The 18,172-nt window shown below is 52.4% G+C and carries 20 protein-coding genes and 1 pseudogene; 15 read left to right on the plus strand and 6 right to left on the minus strand.

Annotation, left to right across the window (positions count from 1 at the left end):
- Positions 1-73 precede the first annotated feature (73 nt).
- Both ACEPPP_RS19835 and ACEPPP_RS19840 read left to right on the plus strand, forming a co-directional pair.
- Positions 74-382, plus strand: a pseudogene (locus ACEPPP_RS19835) (ATP-binding domain-containing protein); the annotation flags it as partial.
- 252 nt (positions 383-634) lie between these two features.
- On the plus strand, positions 635-829 hold the full coding sequence (locus ACEPPP_RS19840) for a hypothetical protein (protein WP_374090111.1): 195 nt from the start codon (positions 635-637) through the stop codon (positions 827-829).
- Between the two features lie 361 nt (positions 830-1,190).
- Here the strand turns inward: ACEPPP_RS19840 and ACEPPP_RS19845 are convergent, their stop codons facing one another.
- The gene (locus tag ACEPPP_RS19845) at positions 1,191-2,063 is read right to left on the minus strand and encodes a LysR family transcriptional regulator (protein ID WP_374090121.1); all 873 of its coding nucleotides are present in this window, start codon (positions 2,061-2,063) and stop codon (positions 1,191-1,193) included.
- Positions 2,064-2,186: 123 nt separating this feature from the next.
- On the opposite strand from ACEPPP_RS19845, the gene ACEPPP_RS19850 reads away from it, so the two are divergent.
- The 9 genes from ACEPPP_RS19850 to ACEPPP_RS19890 all read left to right on the plus strand — a co-directional run bounded on the left by ACEPPP_RS19850 (position 2,187) and on the right by ACEPPP_RS19890 (position 10,460).
- Positions 2,187-2,513: an EthD family reductase gene (locus tag ACEPPP_RS19850; protein ID WP_374090120.1), complete on the plus strand. Its 327-nt coding sequence runs from the start codon at positions 2,187-2,189 to the stop codon at positions 2,511-2,513.
- 59 nt (positions 2,514-2,572) lie between these two features.
- Complete coding sequence (locus ACEPPP_RS19855) at positions 2,573-3,076, plus strand: carboxymuconolactone decarboxylase family protein (protein WP_374091062.1); 504 nt, start codon at positions 2,573-2,575, stop codon at positions 3,074-3,076.
- 39 nt (positions 3,077-3,115) lie between these two features.
- The gene (locus ACEPPP_RS19860) at positions 3,116-4,225 is read left to right on the plus strand and encodes a PHB depolymerase family esterase (protein ID WP_374090117.1); all 1,110 of its coding nucleotides are present in this window, start codon (positions 3,116-3,118) and stop codon (positions 4,223-4,225) included.
- Positions 4,226-4,616: 391 nt separating this feature from the next.
- Positions 4,617-6,092, plus strand: coding sequence for a Mu transposase C-terminal domain-containing protein (locus ACEPPP_RS19865; protein ID WP_374090116.1), 1,476 nt, complete (start codon positions 4,617-4,619; stop codon positions 6,090-6,092).
- Positions 6,085-7,023: an AAA family ATPase gene (locus ACEPPP_RS19870; protein ID WP_374090115.1), complete on the plus strand. Its 939-nt coding sequence runs from the start codon at positions 6,085-6,087 to the stop codon at positions 7,021-7,023. Before ACEPPP_RS19865 ends, ACEPPP_RS19870 begins: the two co-directional genes overlap by 8 nt.
- A gap of 155 nt (positions 7,024-7,178) precedes the next feature.
- Positions 7,179-7,742 carry a recombinase family protein gene (locus tag ACEPPP_RS19875; RefSeq protein WP_374090114.1) on the plus strand — a complete coding sequence of 188 codons (564 nt, stop codon included), beginning with the start codon at positions 7,179-7,181 and terminating at the stop codon, positions 7,740-7,742.
- A gap of 298 nt (positions 7,743-8,040) precedes the next feature.
- The gene (locus ACEPPP_RS19880; RefSeq protein WP_374090113.1) at positions 8,041-8,418 is read left to right on the plus strand and encodes a hypothetical protein; all 378 of its coding nucleotides are present in this window, start codon (positions 8,041-8,043) and stop codon (positions 8,416-8,418) included.
- Positions 8,419-8,508: 90 nt separating this feature from the next.
- On the plus strand, positions 8,509-9,042 hold the full coding sequence (locus ACEPPP_RS19885; protein ID WP_374090112.1) for a hypothetical protein: 534 nt from the start codon (positions 8,509-8,511) through the stop codon (positions 9,040-9,042).
- A gap of 449 nt (positions 9,043-9,491) precedes the next feature.
- On the plus strand, positions 9,492-10,460 hold the full coding sequence (locus ACEPPP_RS19890; protein ID WP_374091063.1) for a tyrosine-type recombinase/integrase: 969 nt from the start codon (positions 9,492-9,494) through the stop codon (positions 10,458-10,460).
- A gap of 87 nt (positions 10,461-10,547) precedes the next feature.
- On the opposite strand, the gene ACEPPP_RS19895 is transcribed toward ACEPPP_RS19890, so the two are convergent.
- Positions 10,548-10,796, minus strand: coding sequence for a hypothetical protein (locus ACEPPP_RS19895; RefSeq protein WP_374091064.1), 249 nt, complete (start codon positions 10,794-10,796; stop codon positions 10,548-10,550).
- Between the two features lie 408 nt (positions 10,797-11,204).
- Between ACEPPP_RS19895 and ACEPPP_RS19900 the strand changes: the two genes are divergently transcribed.
- The gene (locus ACEPPP_RS19900; protein WP_374091065.1) at positions 11,205-11,525 is read left to right on the plus strand and encodes a helix-turn-helix domain-containing protein; all 321 of its coding nucleotides are present in this window, start codon (positions 11,205-11,207) and stop codon (positions 11,523-11,525) included.
- Positions 11,506-12,414, plus strand: coding sequence for an ImmA/IrrE family metallo-endopeptidase (locus tag ACEPPP_RS19905; protein WP_374091066.1), 909 nt, complete (start codon positions 11,506-11,508; stop codon positions 12,412-12,414). The genes ACEPPP_RS19900 and ACEPPP_RS19905 overlap by 20 nt, the downstream gene beginning before the upstream one ends.
- A gap of 7 nt (positions 12,415-12,421) precedes the next feature.
- Here the strand turns inward: ACEPPP_RS19905 and ACEPPP_RS19910 are convergent, their stop codons facing one another.
- Positions 12,422-12,925, minus strand: coding sequence for a hypothetical protein (locus ACEPPP_RS19910; protein WP_374091067.1), 504 nt, complete (start codon positions 12,923-12,925; stop codon positions 12,422-12,424).
- Between the two features lie 90 nt (positions 12,926-13,015).
- Between ACEPPP_RS19910 and ACEPPP_RS19915 the strand changes: the two genes are divergently transcribed.
- Positions 13,016-13,375 carry a hypothetical protein gene (locus tag ACEPPP_RS19915; RefSeq protein WP_374091068.1) on the plus strand — a complete coding sequence of 120 codons (360 nt, stop codon included), beginning with the start codon at positions 13,016-13,018 and terminating at the stop codon, positions 13,373-13,375.
- A 48-nt stretch (positions 13,376-13,423) separates the two neighbouring features.
- Positions 13,424-14,134 carry a hypothetical protein gene (locus ACEPPP_RS19920; protein ID WP_374091069.1) on the plus strand — a complete coding sequence of 237 codons (711 nt, stop codon included), beginning with the start codon at positions 13,424-13,426 and terminating at the stop codon, positions 14,132-14,134.
- 537 nt (positions 14,135-14,671) lie between these two features.
- On the opposite strand, the gene ACEPPP_RS19925 is transcribed toward ACEPPP_RS19920, so the two are convergent.
- From ACEPPP_RS19925 to ACEPPP_RS19935, 3 genes are read right to left on the minus strand one after another with little or no spacing between them, the layout of a single operon-like run.
- Positions 14,672-16,624, minus strand: coding sequence for a hypothetical protein (locus ACEPPP_RS19925; protein WP_374091070.1), 1,953 nt, complete (start codon positions 16,622-16,624; stop codon positions 14,672-14,674).
- A 7-nt stretch (positions 16,625-16,631) separates the two neighbouring features.
- Positions 16,632-17,393: a PP2C family serine/threonine-protein phosphatase gene (locus tag ACEPPP_RS19930; protein ID WP_374091071.1), complete on the minus strand. Its 762-nt coding sequence runs from the start codon at positions 17,391-17,393 to the stop codon at positions 16,632-16,634.
- A complete protein-coding gene (locus ACEPPP_RS19935; protein ID WP_374091072.1) occupies positions 17,390-18,049 on the minus strand; it encodes a VWA domain-containing protein in 660 nt (219 codons plus the stop codon). The genes ACEPPP_RS19930 and ACEPPP_RS19935 overlap by 4 nt, the downstream gene beginning before the upstream one ends.
- Positions 18,050-18,172 lie beyond the last annotated feature (123 nt).

Consider the following 18,172-nt stretch of genomic DNA (forward strand, 5'->3'; position numbering starts at 1 on the left):
AAACTCCTTCCAACTTGCGTGGCAAGCACTATAATCGTGCAACTTCGATTGCCAGTCGCCCATGAGCCAGCATGACGGCCGGCTGGTCGAGTACGAATTCAACGAGCTGGACGAGATCAGCTTGGCCTACGCGACTAGCATTCACAAAAGCCAGGGCTCGGAATACCCGGTCGTGGTGATTCCGCTGGCCATGCAGCATTACATGCTGTTGGAGCGGAACCTGCTTTACACCGGCGTGACGCGGGGGAAAAAGCTAGTCGTCATCGTCACACAGCCGAAGGCCCTGGGTATGGCGGTGAGGACGCAAAGGTCGCAGAAGCGGCTGACGAATTTGGTTGCGCGACTGCGGTCAGAAATTATGTCGGGGGGAATAGCCGTGTAGTTTTGGTTCTGGCGGAAAACTCGTTAAATTTCAGTGCTCCACTGTTTTTCCATTTTCCCAGTAGTTTCCAGGGAAATACTATCGGATTACAAATCCGCATACACATAGAACGCAACGTCGAAAGACGGGCAGGATGTGTGAAGTAGGCCCACCTGCGCGCCGGTTGTCCTACTTCACTTCCCTTATTCGCATGGGTTGCTCAACGGGAATCCTGCTCTGCGAGGCACCGGCTGCCGCCGGAATTAAAAGCGATTGAACCTATGGAAAAAGCAAAGCCTATTACCTGGAAAAAACAGTCCGCGGATCAAAGTATATTGCCTCCCAGAAGAGAAACAGCAGATTGAGCGCAACGCGAAACGCGTCGGACTTGCCCTATCGACGTACCTATTGACCTTTGGCATTGGCTACGAGCCCAAGGGCGTCGTCGGGAGAAGATTGACGAACTGATGCGGAGTAACGGCGATTTATGACGGTTTTGAGGCTTGCTTAGAAAATTACATTACATCTGTAATTTTCTAAATTATTTGGCGTAGATTTTTTGGAATTATTTGGCGCATCAGGACCGTCCCCTTCCCCTGTAATTTTCTAAATTATTTGGCGTAGAGATTTAGGAATTATTTGGCGCATCAGTGTAATGTTTTACATGAGTTAGCGTAGATTTTTTGGCATTATGTGGCGTATCAGGATTCGATCTGCTTGCCTGGGATGTCGCGATAGAAAAGACCTCTATCGGCTGTCGGAGGCGGAGCATTAGAGTTCTGGAAAGCTGTCGCCAAACTTTGACTGGAGACCGAGTTCAAGAAATCAGTTAAAGATAGGATAAGCTTGCAAGCAACGCCTTAATGTCGGCTTTTTTGCGGCTTTGCGGCAAGCAGATGGCATAAATCTGGCGGCTGATTTCAGGATTGGCTAAATAGCGGCACTGCACGTCTTGAGCGTTCAAAGGCAAGGTATACTCCGGCATCAAGGCGACGCCAAGGTCGGCGCGGATCAGGTTGATGATCCAGTCTTCGCTGTTGCTTCGATAAGAAGCGTAGAGGTTGATCTCATGATCCTGGCAGACTGCCTTGAGTTTTTCCCTTAATTCGCAGTTGAGCCGATCCAGATACGCTTCCGCTTGTATGTCTTTCAATTCGATCCGGGACAGGCGATTAAAACGGTGGCTGCTGTGAAAAGCCACGACGTAGCGTTCCGTATACAGCAGCGTTGACTCAAACGGCGGTGCCAAGAGTTGAGTCGGGGCGCTGATCACCAAATCCAGCAAATCCGCTTCCAGTTGCTTCAGCAAATCGGCCTCCATGCCGATAATCAGTTCAAATTCGATATGGGGAAATTCTTGTCGGTAATGGGCAAAGACAGGACCTAACCGTTGGGCGCCGACGGTTTCCATCATGCCTATCCGCAGCGGAACACTGTTCAACCGGGTAAAGCGGATCGCCTCGGCCTTGGTGGCCAAGGTTTCTTTGTATATTTTCCGTAAATTAGGCTCGACCATACGGCCGAGCGGCGTCAATAAACACCCTGAACGGTCCCGGGTGAACAATTCACCGCCTAATTCATCTTCCAGCTTTTTGATGGCCTGGGTCAACGACGGCTGCGAAATATAGCTGAATTGGGCGGCGCGGGTAAAACTGCCGTGGTCGCAGACCGCCAAGAAATAACGGATTTGGTGCAGTTCCATAAGCCTCGCTCAGATCAGTATAGCTAAAACCTATTCTTTCATAGAAAGTTTGTATTATACAAGCCTTGTATTTCTAACCTATTATGGCCGCCATCATAAACAAATGCTATGAAAGGAGAAGCGATGAACGCTGCAAAATTAATAGTCATGTATCCCACACCTGCCGATGTGACCGTGTTCGAACGCCGCTACGCTGAGGAACATGTGCCGATGGCGGTCGAAAAACTGGCCGGAAAAATCCGTTTTGACGCCAACTTGATTACCTCGGCACCGGGACGGGAGCAGGCGCCTTATCACCGGATCGCGGAAGTGTATTTTCCCTCCATGAAGGCGCTGGAAGACTGCCTGAGTTCACCCGGAGGCCAGGAAACGGCAGCGCATGCGATCGAAATCTCGAGCGGGGGTCCTCCTTTATTCCTGATTGCGGAAGTCGAAACCTTCATTTTTTAAGCGGACTACCGCGAATGGTTCCCAGGATTCTTATGTCTTACCTGCCTTCAAGTCCGGAGATGGCCACACTGGCCGATTTACTGGCCCAATATCCCCGAAGCGGCATCCTGTGGTGGAAGCTGTTGGAAAACGTCAAGGCGAGTTTTTCGCCGCAAGACAGTGGGATGGGTGAACTTCTGGTCACCTACATCTCGGAACTCAACCAGTCGGCGTTCTGCTATCAGACGCATCAGCGTTCAGCCATGCCATTAGGGGGTGAAGCGGTCGTCTTCGGCCCATTAAAAGCCGACATTGACGGGGCGAATGGGGAGGCGAAATTAAAGCCGATCCTGCATTTGGTAAAAAAACTGACATTAACCCCGCAACGGATTTCTCAGGCGGATGTTAAGGCCATTTTTGAGGCAGGGTGGGACGAACGCCGCTTTCTTGACGTAATTGGCCTGTGCGCGGTCGTCAACGGCATGAATCGGCTGGCCATAGGGATTGGCATCGATAAAACCATAGCCGACTCGACCCCGCTGTTGCCGGTGACCGGGCCGGTACGGGTCGGCCTTCTTCATTAATTGTTTCGTTTGACTACGGTCAACCGACGAGGTAAACCGATGAGCACACTCCTCCTGTTCTTTTTTAGAGTATTGATTATTTCGGCGCCCGTGGTTTTGTTGGTGGGTTTGTTCAAACCCGAATGGCTTAGGTGGCGCGGCAAACAGCCGGACCCCCTGATGACTTTCGTGTTGGCTGCAGGTCTGTTCATGGCAGGCTTTACCGGCGCGAGCAAAACCTATTTTTCCGTCGACGAAGGGGCTGTGGAAGCGGCCAAGGAAGACGTGATCCCGGCGGCAGCAGACTATACCGATCGCCTCTCTGCGGCAGGCTGTCAACCTGGCTCGAAACCGGGCTCGGCCGGTGCCAGCGACGAGGAAAAAACGGATGACGGCATTCGTTTTTCAGTCAGGACACCCACCAATTATAAAGATACCGTCGCCCATCCTTTACTGGTGGTGTATGCGCCGGCCGGCAGGGATCGGGAAGAAGCCGAAGAATTTACCCATTTGACCTGGGAAGCCACGGCAGCAGGTTTTATCATCGCGTATGCGGATCACCGCAGGTTATCGCCTGAAGAGGCGGTGCGTCTGGCCCAAATACCCAAAGCGGTTGCAGCAAAATGGTGCATCGACAGCAAGAGGGTTTTTCTGACCGGACACTCCGACGGCGGCACAACCACGATGGCTATCGCCTTTTTCAACGGCACCAAGCATATACCCGCCGCCATCGCGCCCAGCGCGGTGGGCATTCGTGGGGATGATCTGACAGACCGCAATTGCGTGAAGCCCATACCGGTCATGATGATGCACAGTCGCCGCGACAAGCTGTTCCCGAATTATGGGAAAGAGGCGATTGAATGGTGGGCGAACTGCAATCAATGCACCACCAAAAAGTACAACCTGGAGGACCGTAAATCCTTATCCGGCAAGCCCATGCGCTGGGAAAGCTATTACCGGCACGAACTTGAACAAAAAGCCAAAGATCTGAAAATCGGCCAACCTTTACCCCATACCGCCCCCGTCCAAGGCGTAGAAGGTTGCGTGGCTTACAGCGGTTGTAAAAATGGCGTGCAAACCTGGTATTGCGAAGGCAGCGGCCCGCATCCCGAATGGCCAGGAAGAAACAAAGCGATGATCGAGTTTTTCAAAGCCGTGAAAACTGACTAGACGAAATCAACTCCTTCACTTTTATCGGGATTTCTTCGATTGATGCTTTTAGAATGAGCAGACGGATAACATTTTATATCGGTCTTCGTTAAGATCAGAGGGGTGTAAGGTTATGAAAGACGTTAAAAAAATATTACTGGTGCTGGGTTTGCTGTTTTTATTGATTCAATTGATTACAGCGTTCTTAGTTGGAACCAAAGGCGTGACAGTCCAGATGTAACAAAATTAGGGATGTTACTCATTTACGAAGGAATCCTTACGGTCCCCCTCTCATGCGCCAAATAATGTAGAAGATTACAGATCTGCTGTAATTTTCTACATGAGTTGGCGTATCTTTGTTTTGAATTATTTGGCGTATACTGCCCATCTGTAGCAAGCGGACAGGATATCGATGAGCGAACTGTCTACCTTATCAGAAGCGGATCGTCAAAAAGCGTTGGCGCGGTTTCGTATACTTGAGCCGCACCTGACGGCCGGCGTTCCGCTGACACTTGTGGCCCGCAACGCGGGCATTCCCTACCGGACGGCTCAACGCTGGGTGGCTCTCTATCAACGCTTTGGACTGGCTGCGTTGGCACGAAAAGGGCGCACGGATCGCGGTACCCGGCGTTCCCTCTCGCCCCAGATGCATAAAGTTGTGGAGGGCTTAGCGCTCCAGAAGCCGCCGCTTCCTATCGCCACGCTTTATCGTCAGGTCTATCGCCTTGCCGTACAGCAGAATGAGGAGCCTCCCAGTTACGCGGTCGTCTATGCTATCGTTCGCCAACTTCCCGCGGATCTGGTCATGCTGGCCCATGAGGGCTCAAAGGCCTATGCCGACGCCTTTGAACTCGTCCATCGCCGCGAAGCCGAACGGCCTAATGCCATCTGGCAAGCCGACCACACGCCACTCGACATTTTGATCCGGCGCGAGAAGGGAAAGGCCGCCAAGCCGTGGTTGACCGTGATCATTGACGATTACAGTCGAGCCATCGCGGGTTACTTCCTCTATTTCGAAGCGCCCTCGGCGATCCAAACGGCGCTTGCGCTGCACCAAGCGATCTGGCGTAAAGAGGATGCGAAATGGCATGTGTGCGGCATTCCCGACATACTCTATACCGACAACGGCAGCGATTTCACTTCGCACCATCTGGCGCAAGTCGCGGCGGACATCAAGATGCAGCTTGTTTTCTCGACGCCCGGCAAACCCCGCGGCAGAGGTCGCATCGAACGCTTTTTCGGGGTGATCAATTCGATGTTTTTGTCCGGCCTTCCCGGCTACACGCCGGAAGGCGGCGGTGTCTGCGGTCAGCCGACGCTGACGCTGCCGGAGTTGGATGCGCGGCTGAGGGACTTTATTCTGGGCAACTACCATCTCCGGAAGCACAGCGAAACGGGTATTGCCCCTCAAGCGCGCTGGGAACAGGAGGGCTTCTTGCCCCGCCTGCCCGATTCACTGGAACAACTGGATCTTCTGTTGCTGACGGTCGCCAAAGCACGCAAGGTGCATCCCGACGGCATTCATTTCCAAGGGTTGCGCTATATCGACACGACCCTCGCCGCCTTCGTGGGCGAATCGATGATGCTGCGCTATGATCCGCGGGACGTGGCCGAGGTGCGTATCTTCCATCAGGGGCGTTTCCTGTGCCGGGCCATTTGTCCCGAGCTGGCCGGCGAAACCATCCCGTTGCGCGAGGTCGTGCGGGCGCGGAATCAGCGCCGCCATGAATTGCGCACGCTGTTGCAGGACCGCAAGAAAACGGTTGACACTTTGCTGGAACTGAAGCAAGGCAGCAGCCACAGTGTGCCTTCGGCAAACACCGAGTGCCCGCCTTCTGACGGCGAAGCGCGCGAACAGCCCGCCCTGCGCCGCTACCTTAATGAATGACCCGGCGCATTTCGTTGAGACTTTGGAATATCGGCGCTTCGCCGAGTTCTGCGAAGCCTGCCGCCGTTACCGTTATGTGGGTTTGTGTTATGGGGCTCCCGGTGTCGGTAAGACACTCTCGGCACGCCATTACGCTCGGTGGGACACGATCCGAGACGTGAATATTTATACCATTCCGGACGAAGAACTAAAGACCCTCCTCGCTACAGGCCAACCCGATACGCTTCTTTATACCGTATCGGTGACCAGTACCCCCAAGAGTATCGAGGCGGATCTCGCGCAGGCACGCAATCATCTCTTCCAGATTGTCCGTGAACCGATCCTTCGAGAGCATAAGGCAATGCTGGACCAACAGCGGGACCGCTATGAGGAAGCCAGGGACGCGTATTTTGCAGATGGAGACTGGTTTAACCTGTTCGGTGAGCAGAAGCCGCCGCCAGAGGCGCCGGCTTACGACGAGCAGGCTCGACTCTGCGTGCAACGCGAAAAAGCCATTGCTGATCCGACCACTCTGGTGCTGGTCGACGAAGCCGATCGACTTAAGATGGCGGGTTTAGAAACCCTTCGCGATAGCTTCGACCGCAGCCAAATCGGACTGATCCTCATCGGTATGCCAGGGATAGAGAAACGCCTGGCACGTTATCCGCAATTCTATTCCCGCATCGGTTTTGTTCACGAGTTCCGTCCACTCAGTGCGACGGAGGTGCGTCGCCTTCTGGCCGCGTCGTGGACACCGCCCGGCGTTCGTCTTCCGCCGTTGGATGAGGAGACGACAGCCGCCATCGTGCGGATGACGGGCGGCAACTTCCGTCTGCTCGGCCGACTCCTGGCACAGACTGAGCGCATCGTGATGATCAACGAACTGCCGCAGGTAACCCGTCAGGCGGTGGAAGCGGCCCGAGAGAGTCTCGTGATCGGGCATACCGGATAGCGTACCAAAAACGTTCTTTTATGGAACACTGGCAAGCCTGGGCTGAAACAAGACGAAAATCGGCCTGATTTTAGCCGCTTTCTGTTCCACAATCCGTACCTCTATCAATATTCCGAAACATTCGACAAAGCATTGACTTATGGTACACTTGTGCGATGAAAATTGGTTATGCACGGGTCAGCAGCGATGACCAGAACCTTGATCTGCAGCGAGATGCCCTCCGGCTGGCGGGATGCGAGCGCGTGTACGAAGAAAAGGAATCCGGCGGCAAAGTGGACCGGCCGGAACTGCTTCGCCTATTCGAAGCGTTGCGTCCTGGCGATACCCTTGTGGTTTGGCGGTTGGATCGACTTGGCCGCTCGCTCAAACACCTGATTGAAACGGTTGAGCAGCTCGAGGCCCTGGGCGTTGGATTTCAGAGCGTCACCGAAGCCGTTGATACGACCACGAGCGGAGGAAAGTTGGTCTTCCATATCTTCGCGGCCCTGGCGGAGTTTGAGCGCACCCTGATCCGGGAGCGCACACGCGCAGGCCTCAAGGCCGCCCGAGCGCGCGGGAGGCATGGCGGACGGCCGAGGTTGCTCAGTGAAGATAAACGGCGTATGGCTCAGGCATTGCGGGACGACCCCAGCCAGAGCGTTGCGGCGATCTGTAAGACGCTGGGCATTGCCCGAACCACCTTCTATCGCTACACCCGAGGCAAGAAAGTCGAACCCTGAGGCTTTCTTGGGTGACCATAAGGATTCGTGAGAAATGGGCATTAGCAGATAAACGCATGTGACGACAATTCTATGAGCCGGGTTGCTTACGTTACGGGTCGAGGATTCGCAAACTACCCATTGCGGTCTATCGCTCCATCTGATTCAATGACAGTAATTTGATCATTACCGGCCATTATTACTTGTCACCGATGATAGACGGAGAGGAAAATCATTTGCTGATCAATAGATTATCGTGTGGAAGATCATTTCCAGGCAGATATACGGTTAACTATCTAGTTCCTTGTTGTGCACCGGAATGAAGCTCCTCCCTTCTCAAACAAATCAAAAAGCTCTCACAGCATTTGGCGAGGAAGCGTGTGCGATGCTCCAACGCCACGATTACTCTGGATTGGCAAATCGGTTTGGCTATGCTCTTGCATATGATCGTGAGCCCGCAGTAGCTCTCGAAGTCGATTTTTTAAAGGCTGCGGCATCGCCGCATAAAGTAATACCTGACGAGCCTCAATCAATTGCGGTTAAGTATTTCAAGCCGAACAGTACTGGATTGTTTGCGGTAGTGGAGTGTATTGTGCCTATTGCCGAAGGAACTGCTGTTCTTTTCGAACTCATCGTCAGCGGGAAGGGAGAAGAGAAACACATTGCGATTGAGGATATCAGTGGTGTCACCGCATAGGCCAAACAAAGCATTTCAGCGGACCGACAAAAGCTTCGCTTTTTGCCGCCCGCTGAATTCAAACGTTGGGTGTAATGGCACAGACATACCATGATCGTCTTATGGCTATTGGCGTTACTTGGCATCGTGAGCAGTGTGGCTCTGTTGCTCGCCGCGCTTATACGCCTGACGCGTTTCGAACGCGGGCCCTTTGCCGTGCCCGCGCTGCACCTTGAGCGCCAGTTGCTGTGGCTTGCCCTGATTGCAGCGCTCTTGGGTAGCCTAGGGCTGTTCGTCCTTCCCGCTTATACCAGTATCAGCTGTTCTGCATCCATTTCAGTGTCAGGTAACGCATCGGGGGACACGCCTCTGCTTTCACCCTGCACCGCCTCCGAGTCGTCGGCCACCTTCGTGCAAGTTAATGGTCCACAGGTAATACCGCTATTCACCATTCCAGTAGTGTTCGCGCTCGTTCCGCTAGGCTGTATGCGCCTTCGAGTTCGTGCGGTGGTGTTCGCAATTTGCGCATTCGTGCTGGCAGGCCAAGCCGCTATTGGCATGTCCGGCTATGGCCTCGCATTCGCGCCAAGTAGCGTGTTTCTGGTGGCGGCTGGGTTTGTTGGCATTTTTCGGCGCAGCGCCTAACCGATGCTTCCGCCCGACGGCCCCTTCACTCCGCTTCGGGACTGCGGATGAAGCTGCGCGTTATGACTGGCGGCTTTACGAGATTGACGCACCATTCATTTAAACTCTTTCATCGCCCGCTTTTGGCCGATCTCCAGCGTTCAAAATATGGCTGAGCTTGTTAGTCGGAATGCCGGGCTGTTTTGATCGGAATGAACACCAAGGAACAAAATTTTCTGGGGTTCCGGCTTACACCCCTCAACGTACAATTTTTCGCTTTCTGTGTCTGGCCCATATGCGCCAAATAATGCCAAAAAATCTACGCCAAATAATGTAGAAGATTACATCCTGATGCGCCAAATAATTCCAAAAAATCTACGCCAAATAATTTAGAAAATTACAACATTACATCCGGCCCTTCTTTGCTTTTTACTCTTGATAACAGATTTTATCAAGAGTAAGATGACCCTATGACCGACCCCCAAAATCCGCTCCAGAAGATCCCATCCGAAAGTCGTCTGTTAACGGCCGAAGCATTTTTGCGCCTCAGCGACGTGCCTCCCGAAGTCGAATGGTTCGCCAACCTGACCAATAAGGCAACGCGGCGCGCCTACGAAAACGCGATCCGGGATTTCATGCAATTTACCGGCATCCAGCAAGCGGACGAATTTCGCGTGGTGACCCGGGCGCACGTGATCGCCTGGCGTGACGACCTGGTGCGGCGCGAACGCAACGGCAGCACGATCCGGCATCGGCTTTCCGCGTTGGCGTCGCTGTTCGATTATCTGTGCGAGAAAAATGCCGTCACCCATAATCCGGTCAAAGGCGTCAAACGGCCTAAGAATGACAGTCTCGAAGGCCGCACCCCGGCGCTCGGCGACCACCAGGCACGGAAATTGCTTAATGCGCCTTCGGGAGCGACGCTGCGTACCCTGCGCGACAAGGCGATCCTGGCCACCCTGCTCTATCACGCGCTGCGGCGCGAGGAACTGTGCAAGCTGAAGGTGAAAGATTTCAAGCAGGAACGGCGCGGCGTGCCGCACCTGAAAGTGGCCGGCAAAGGCGGCAAGACCCGCTATGTGCCGCTGCATCCGGCCGCCGGCGGGCTGATCCATGACTATCTGGAGTTGGCCGGTCATAGCGCGGACGATACCGGCGCGCTGTTTCGGCCGGTCAGCCACAACACGAAAAGCAACGGCGGCAAAGGCATTACGCCCGATGGCATTTATAAGCTCGTGCGCGCGTATTCGACAGAATTGGGCTTTACGATCGGCGCGCACTCACTCCGGGCCACCGCCGCGACCAACGCGCTCGATCACCAGGCCGATATCGCCAAGGTGCAGGAATGGCTCGGCCATGCGAATATCGCGACGACCCGGATTTACGATCACCGGAAGACGCGGCCGGAAGACAGTCCGACGTTTAAGGTGAGTTATTGAGAGGACAAGCGATATGTAAACAATGATCCCGTCCGCCCCGCATGGCCCATTAGTAAGAATAGTTAATAGTTCGAGGAAAGCTGCTGACTAACGTGATTTATTTGACTGTGACAGAACAGAGGCGGCCAACTCCTTAGTCTCTGCGGAATATTTAGTACTTTTCAAGACATTAGAGGCTATATGTTCCATTTCTGCGCCTGTTTGCTTAGAACTATTGGCTTGAGCTAGAGCCGAGCCGGCTAAACTGTGCTGTATTTGTGATGCGTTGGGGTCTTGAAGTTTTTTTGCGGCAAGAGTAACAATGGGATCCGATGTTTGCTTGGTATTCTTCGGCATATTTGATTTTCCTTATGAGGATTAAGGTAGTACTTCAAAAATGATTTAATGCCTCTCGGCTAACTTGGTCTGTATTAGCCGAGAGGGGGGTATAGTCTTATGCGTACTGAGTAAGTTTCCAAGTTACGGCTTTACCGGCATAAGGCGGCATAGTGTTATTCTTTGCGATTGGGGCTGTGGTGCTTGGGGTTCCCACAACTGTCCAAACGCCACTTTCAGGGCAATTTTCACCAGTTCGTGCTGTCGTGCCTATCGGAGCTTTCATGATTAATTCCTATGTTGAGGAGAGGAGTGTTTGCTTCTTCCGAAAAGTTCGGTATAGACGCACTTTGAGTATGAGCTTATCGAATTCTGTTGTCAAGTAAAAAATATATTGCTACTCTGAACTTATTTTATGAGGAATTTTTTATGGCTACATTATTGGGGGAAAAAATTCGTACGGAGCGAAAGCGATTAAAACTTACGCTTGACGAACTTGCTGAAAAAACGGGGTCTAGTAAAAGCTATATTTGGGAGCTTGAAAATCGCCCGGTCGTAAGACCTTCAGCAGAGAAAATTTCTAAAATCGCCGATGTGTTTGGGGTTACGGTAGAATTTCTTTTGGACGACGAAAAGCAGACATTGACAGAGTCTGATGTTAATCAAGTTTTTTTTCGCCGTGTATCTCAGCTCGACGCAACCAAGCGCGCACAACTAGAAAAATTTCTAAATGCAATTGAAGATGAGTAATCCAATAACGCCTCAAGCTTGGGGCATCCAGTTATCAAAACTCTGGATGGATTGTGGGCAGGGTTTTCCAATTAAAGTAGATGAAATTGCTCCCGAAGTAACTAGGGTAAGATTTCCAGACGACCCTATAGGACTTATCAAAGCGCACGGCATTCCAGGCATCGACGGCATGTTATCGAAGCGCAAATCGAAGAGTGACTGGTGCATTTCTTACGATGAAACCGTCACGGTTCCGGGCCGGATTAATTTCACTCTCGGGCATGAGTTTGGCCACTATCTTTTGCACCGGAAATTACGTGAAGTGTTCCAATGTGGTCAAAGCGATATGCTGGACTATGAGAGCGCGGAATCAAAAAAACTCGAATCGGAAGCCAACACGTTTGCTTCTTATTTACTGATGCCTATAAATGACTTTAGAGATCAAATAAAAGGCCAGGTCATTACCCTGGATATATTAGGCCATTGTGCTGATCGTTATGGGACTTCCTTTACGGCTACTGCGCTGAAATGGATAGATTTCACTGATAAAGCCGCAGTGTTGATTGTGGCGCGAGATGATTTTATTTGCTGGTCTTATCCAAGCGAATTGGCGAGAAAAAGAGGAGTTTTTTTGCCTCCAGGAACGCCTCTACCTCAATTGGCACTTGATCGGTTAAATAATGCTAACGGCATAAAACGACAAAATCAAAACCGCCCTGTTCCGCGGGGAACTTGGCATTCAGAGATGGAAGCCGAAGAAGCGGTGATTCTCTCCGATAATTTCGATCAAGCTATCTTTTTGGTGCAATTCCCCGCGGCGAAAAGAATAGTAGAGCATGAGGAAGAGGAGGAGCAGGATTCATTCACATATTTATCGAATAGGGCTCAGGGCCTTAACTGGAAAAAATGAACCCCTTCTACTTTTGTTTTTCTTTTAGTTGTTTATAAAGTGTCTCCGCGTCGGACTTCACCCAGCCAGCCCAACCTGGCATCTCCGGGTTGAGGCCTTTGTTTTTTCGGAAATCGTCCTTGGTTATTTTCAAGGCGAGTTTTCGTAGCTCGACATCGGATAAATGTGAGTAATCCATTTTACCGCTTGGTTCTCTTGCCTTTTCATTGTTGTATTTTGCTTCAAATTCGGCGATGAGCTGTTCCGTATTTTGGAGCAATAAATCTCTTTCGTGCTCTGATAGATGAATTCCATCGCTGGAACCGTAGAGAGGTTTCAATTTTTCCTGTGAACGCTGCTTTCCAATGTACTTTTTGAAGCACTCGGAGCCGACTATTTGAAGTTTTCCGTTCAATTTGACGATATGCACGCTCTTGTAAACGGATCGCCCGCAACCTTCCGATTGGCAGAGCACTTTTTTATCTTCTGGAACCTCGATGACCGCAATAAGCTGTGAATCTTCACTCGGCACTTTTCTATCCTCTAATACTGAAGTGGCGGCCGTTTTCTCCACTATTGTGCTAACATCAGATAATCATTCTTCCTGGAAGGAAATAAGCCATTGAAAACAATTATAGCAAACGCCGTCTATCCTGACCTTTCCAAAGCAAGGCTTTGCGCTTCGGCCATATTGGCTTGGTGGCAGGGTGATTCTTCTACGCTTCAAAAATTAAAAGCGGCGCTCCCCAAGGAGCTTGGCAACGGCTGGTCATTAACCTCGGCTATGCAATATATGGCGGGCAAAGAAGCAAAGGCCGCATTGGAACAGGGAACTGCCGATGAACAAGTCACTATGCTAATAGCTCATCAGATTGCGAGAGAGGTTTGTACTACATACGGGCTAGGGGCGGTAAAATTCCTGAATGAAGCCGACATGGCCGAATTGCGGGGCTTGATGGAAGCCAAGCGATACCGCCTATAAGCTTTTGCCTTTTTGGCGTCATATTTTTTTCGCGGCAGAGAAAAATAAATGAGCGTAAAGAATCAGTATCGAAGCAATCGGTGGGTGGAATTCCGCGAAAAACGGATCAAGTTGGACGAGGGTGCGTGCGTCAGATGCGGAAAGACCAGAGAGCAAGGCGCTGTGCTACAAGTCCATCATAAAGAATATTGGTCCGGAAAAGCGCCGTGGGAATATCCGTTTGAGCTTTGCGAAACTTTATGCAAAGGGTGTCATGCCGAGGAACATGGCGAAATTCCACCCAGATCGGGATGGGAATACGTAGGGGAAGAGGATCTAGGCGGGCTTTATGGCACCTGCGACCTTTGCTATTCGGCATTGCGCTACGTATTCTTCGTTCAACATCCGAAATGGGAACCAATGGGGGTAGGAACGGTTTGCTGCGACAATCTGACCGGGACCCAAATCGCTTCTGATAAGAGAAAATACGAAAACCGGCTCAAGCAGTTTATAAAGTCTAAACAGTGGAGAGTGGAAGCCGACGGTCATCGTATTACACGGGATAAGATCGCAATTCAGGTCGTTCCGGTAGAGGGCGGATACCGCCTCAAGATGAATAGCACCGAGGGGAAAAATATTTATCCATCTCTGAATGCCGCGAAAACTAAAGCATTCGAATTCGTCGAGAGCGGAGAAGCCGAGGGATTTTTCGCAAAAAGATTAGTTGGTCGAGTAGCCCAAAGGAATCACACCTTCAGGCTCTCACGCAACGGTACGTGAATCTCTCGATTCATACCGCTCCTATCGTCCAGCCATTCCAGCGAAGGTGATTTGCCAATGCACGAATAAGCTTGGATTTTGCAGCGCTAGCTGTCATGGCTCGCAATTATCGCGCTTTTCGGCTCGCATTAAATGCCACTGAAAATCCGGCCCGGCTCAGAATAAATGCAAATGAGCTTGCATTTATCGGCGCCTGCTTGAATTCCATTTTCGTGTGCTCACATTAATTGCAAATGTCGGATGAGCCCGATTTCGTCTCATTAAGGTCTAGGCTTTCAACCTGGAATGCCTCAAAACCTAAATTTAACCCTATTGATACACGAAGTTTGTATCAATGGCGGCGTCCCATATGGGTAGACCTAAATGGGACACTGACAGCAGTCGGCCATATTCCTGATCGTCGAGGTTGATTTTTGAATGGCCAGTTTATGTTCGAAATCACTCGTTCAGCGTGCATGCTCAAGTGGGTGGACGAGACGCTTGTGGCGCGTGGCCTGGAGTGCAGTGTTAAAGGTTGCTGGCGACAGTTGGAGCCAGCTAAATAGCATTTAGATCAGCCCGTGATTGGGCCAATTTCTTGCTTGCCGCCTGCAACGCGGGGCTTAACTCGTTCGCTTTACTGATCATGTCTTGACGCGAGCGTTGCAGTTCCGCAGCTCCCGCCTTGAGGGTGATTTCTAACATGCGCTTACGGGTCGCAATCTTGGTCCGCACGGCGTTCTTATCGGCTTCGGTTACCGCCATTTTGGGATTGAAGACAAACCGGCGTTCGCAGGCTTTTCGCCAATCCACTACGGCCCTCGTTAAGACTTCGCCGAAACCTTTCACGGAGATAACTTTGCTCCAGGTGACATCCGCTGCTGTTTCAATTCCGAATGACCTCAAGGCTGCTTTCTTGGCTGGCCCTACCCCGGAAATAGCAACGGCATCAAGAAAGTGGCGTTCCAAGAATTGGTGTTTCTGCCGGGCTTCCGCCGTGGCATAGAGGTTGGCGATTTCCGCTTTCTCGCGTTCGGGCAACTGTTGGTATTCGTCGCGGAGTCGGGCCAGGTCTTGTTTCTTCTTGGCGAACGCTTCTGGGCTGGCCTCTTGGCGGATCCGGCCAACAACTTGATCATATGCTTGTTGGGCCTTGTCACGGGTGGCTAGACGCTTGTTCCGTTCGGCATTGCGTTCGGCAAAGCCCATATTCCCAACTGCGCTCCATGCCCATGCAGCTCCGACCAGCATGAAGAACCACGCCTTGGGAATAACGGTAAAGAGCCAAAGCACAATACCAACAATCACAACCCGCCAGAACGTAATGGTGCTTTTTTGCGTGATACCTAGTGGTAACGGGGTTGGTTTAACCGCAATGCTGGCAATGTTCGGGATGGGAATTGCCGGTGGGGGTGGCACGGCTTCAATCTCCGTCCAGACCCGCGCCAAGACAAAGCCGGTGGTCCCGGTGGGGGTAATCCCCACCCGGACATCCATAAAGTAGATAATCCCGTGATCTTCCAACTCGCACCACGGGCACCGGCCCAAGTGGCCGGAATAGTAGACATGCATTGGTATCGTCGCACAACCCTTCAATTGCCCCCGTAGGCCGTCCAAGGCCGTTACCCATTGCTGGGCCGTAGGACGGCTTCCCTTCGCTCCATTTTCTGTAAACGCCAACGTGAACATGGCTTGTATTAGGTCGGGGACAATTGATATCGGGATGGATTTGGGTGGGGGGTTAAAGCCGCGCCGCTGCCCGTCGGGGGCGTAGGCATAGCGAAAATCTTGGATGTCCTTTTCTAAGGCTTCGCCGGCATCGGCCTGGAGAGGCACCCCCGAGTAAGGATGCCGCCCGCCAAACAGCAAGTGAAATATCAACAGCGCCAAGCCAAAGTTATCGTGATTGCTGGTGCGGGGCACGCGATCAAAGGATGCGACCCCTTGGAGTTCGGGCGGCGTGAAATGCGCCACGCCAACTTTGCACAGGTGCGTTGTGCCATTGGCGTTAATCTGAAAAGAGTCGGTATCAATCAGGACTACCTTGCTATCGGTACCGACCAAGACATTGCCTTGGTTGACGTCGCCCAGCACATGTCCATGCTGGTGGATTGCGGCAAACGCCGCCGCCGTGTTGCGGGCGGCAAAAAGCAGGAAATCCCACGCCGCTTGAGGATAGTCTTGCCGGCGGTGGGCTGGGCTGTACAGCATATGAATTGGCACTCGCCCACTGATCTTAGGCATGAGGAACCCGACAACCGGCCCGTTGGGAGCTTTGTGCAGAGTTTCTTGGGGCCAGGCCGCGTAACTGAGGAGTTCCTTATCCGCAGTGGTCACCATAAATCGCAGTTTGGCTTGCTTCGGGGGATCCGGTAGGTGGTGTGTGTTGTATATCTTGGCGACCCAATGATGGTTCGCCGATACCTCATAGACGGAGCCCTCGCCCCCCTTGCCGAGTTCCCGCCCAATTTCGACAGTATTGCCCGTGCGGGTGAAGAAAGTTTTCGTCATGGCGCAACTACCCAACCCAGTGAGCGAGAGCCAAGGTTTTGTCGTCGTCGGTACGCTCGTTCACAGCCGGACTTTGGAGGAACCGCGCTAGTTCAGCGTGGAGGTAATCCTCTTCCGCAGCAGTTACAGTCGCCAAGACCGTAAAGAAGGGGGTAAAAAAAGGTGCGTGGGCAGTATTGGTGGTCATATTCAACGCCAACCGCTGGATACCATCGGAGAAGACCGCGACTTTGTCGGCGCGGGTGGGGAAAGTTGCCACTGCCAGCACGTCAATTGCGTTCTCGTCGGTCACGAAGTTGGTCATATTGACGTATTCCCCAGCCATCGGGGTAATCGGCACGGTTAGACCATTCCCGATATCGACCACGATCCCACCGTCACCAATCTGCATTAAGAGCGTGGCGAAGGGGGACGACACTACCCCTAGAAAGGTACAAGCGTAGTCACGGGCCTTCGCCCCTTGCTGATCCGCGACCGCATAGATTTTCGCCCGCACAGCTTGGATGCATTCCACCGCCCAATGGTCATTGAGGGCAAATTCCGACTGGGCATAGTATTGGCCAACAAAAGCCGTGGCGGCTTCAATCGCCAATTCCGCGCCTATACCCCCGTGAACGGCGCTCCCCGCCCCATCTGCGACAAAGATGGTCATGAGCGGCGGTTTGACCGGATCGGTTTCAACTTGAGCGAGGCAACTATCTTGGCACGCCGTGCCTGTGACCGTGTGGGATGTCCCGACCGCCGAAGCGGCTACTATCCGCCACGTCACACGGAGGCCCACCCTTGCGGCGGCTGCAACGGTACTTCCGTGCCCGGTGTCGACCGCGATACCGAGCGTAAGGAACTCGACAACCAACTAAACAGATCCCGGAACCGCAAGCCATCCAGCCGCAACGGTTCACGCACGCTGATTTGTTGCAAAGTATCCATGTTGGCGCCTTGGACCCCAATCGCGAAGAAGGCGAACGACTTGGAGGCTTCACCTTCCCGCACGGCGGCGGCAGCCGATTGCCATTCATCGGTCGGCCCGCCATCGGTAATGAGGAATACCCAAGGCCGGTAGTAGGAAATTCCATTGGCTTTATATTCGTCTTTACGTTGGCGAACCATATCCAACCCCTGTTTGATTGCGCTGCCCATCGGGGTATCACTTTGCGCAATCAACGTTGGAGGGTAAAACGACGCTGCCCCTTGAAAGGGCAACGCAATCTGCACAGGCCCAAAGGTCACTATTCCGACTTCTACCCGCTTCATGGCTAAGGCATCTGCTGCCAGTTCGTCTTTAAATGTTGTCAAACCGGCATTCAGCTCAGCTATCGGTTTCCCTTGCATCGAGCCGGACACATCCAATAATAATAGGCAAGGGCAACGCGGTTCCGGATTGTCGGCAAACTCTGTGGTTCCGAAGGAAATTTGTTCGATCATTACGATTTCTCAGTTTGGTGTCTGCGTATTGCTTGTTCAGTAGCATGAAAAGTAAAGGGCGGGTACACGTCTGCAACCTAAATAATTTTCGTATGTCTATCGGCGGTTACTGTTATGCACGAT

The organism is Methylomicrobium lacus (genome assembly GCF_041897535.1).
Classification (GTDB): Bacteria; Pseudomonadota; Gammaproteobacteria; order Methylococcales; family Methylomonadaceae; genus Methylomicrobium; species Methylomicrobium lacus_A.